Consider the following 1,178-nt stretch of genomic DNA (forward strand, 5'->3'; position numbering starts at 1 on the left):
GGCCGCTCACCACGGTTGTCGGCGCCGAGCAGTCCCGGAAGTCCACGGTTGCGAGCCGGGCGACGGTCGGCCCCACTCCCGAGCGGGCGGCGGGGCCCCGTCGAAGCGGTCGGCAAGTTCCCGGGTGCCTCCGGGCCGGGTCGCACGCCTTCACGGTTTCGGCTCCGGGTCCGGCCCGGGATCGAGCTCGGGCTCGGGCTCGGGGGGTTCGTCGTCGCGTAGTCGGCGCAGGAATCTGTCCACGTCCACCTGGCCTTCTTCGGTGCCCGAGGGGACGATCCGTTCGGTGTGGGTGAGGAAGGTCCTGATGTGCGAGGCGTCCACGCGCAGGACGGCCGTGGAGTTCTCCCCGGTCAGGGTGATGAAGACGGTCCGGTCGTCGCCGGCGGGGTGGACGCAGACGTCGCCGGTGCCCGCCCATTCGGTGAGGCCGGTGGCGAGGAGGTCGCGGGCGAACACCCAGGTGATCGGGGCGTCGAGGTCGATGTGGTTGTCGAGGTAGACGGTGTACGGCTCGGCGGGGTGGTAGCGCAGGCAGCCGCGCACCGCGACGCTCAGGCCGGGCAGGACGACTGCCAGCAGCTCCAGGGGCATGGCGCAGCCGCCGGTGCTGGTGCGTTGCGGGGGGACGCGGGGGGTTTCGTGGTGGGTCATGCGCAGTCCTTGAGGTGCGCGGGGGTGGGGTCGGGTTGTGCGTGGTCGGCGTGCGGGCCGTCTGCCGTCCCCGGTCGGGGGCCGGCGGCCGGGGACGGCAGAGGCGGTGGGAGGAAGCGGGGCGGTGCGGTCAGGCGGTCCCAGTCGGGGCCGGCGGCCGGGGACGGCAGGGGCGGTGGAAGGAGGCGGGACTGGGCAGTCAGGCGGTCCCAGTCGGGGTCGGCGCGGCCGGGCACGGTGAGGCCGGCGGCGGTCCACAGTGCGGCCAGGTGGGCGAAGATCGGGGTCTCGCGGAGAACCGTTTCGGCGGCTCTGCCGCAGGTCCGGAGGTCGGAGGTCATGCCGGGCACAACGAGTGAATGTGCCGATGGCAACCTCGCCGACGGGTGGGGCGTTCCGGCTCGCAGCTCGTGTTGACGGTGGCGGCCCGGCCGTGGAGGTCCGCGCGTCGGCGCCCGCCTCGGCCACCTGCGCGGTTTCGCCGACGGGCCGGGTGGGCTTGAGGCGTGGGGATCCGATGAATC

General features: G+C 74.0%; 2 protein-coding genes. Both read right to left on the minus strand.

Annotated elements, in window-relative coordinates:
• Positions 1-150 precede the first annotated feature (150 nt).
• Entirely contained in the window at positions 151-654 is a 504-nt protein-coding gene (locus tag ABZ641_RS38490) for an SsgA family sporulation/cell division regulator (RefSeq protein ID WP_359989329.1), read from the minus strand.
• On the minus strand, positions 651-995 hold the full coding sequence (locus tag ABZ641_RS38495) for a hypothetical protein (RefSeq protein ID WP_359989331.1): 345 nt from the start codon (positions 993-995) through the stop codon (positions 651-653). The genes ABZ641_RS38490 and ABZ641_RS38495 overlap by 4 nt, the downstream gene beginning before the upstream one ends.
• Between the last annotated feature and the right edge of the window lie 183 nt (positions 996-1,178).

The organism is Kitasatospora sp. NPDC007106 (genome assembly GCF_040634455.1).
Taxonomy (GTDB): Bacteria; Actinomycetota; Actinomycetes; order Streptomycetales; family Streptomycetaceae; genus Kitasatospora; species Kitasatospora arboriphila.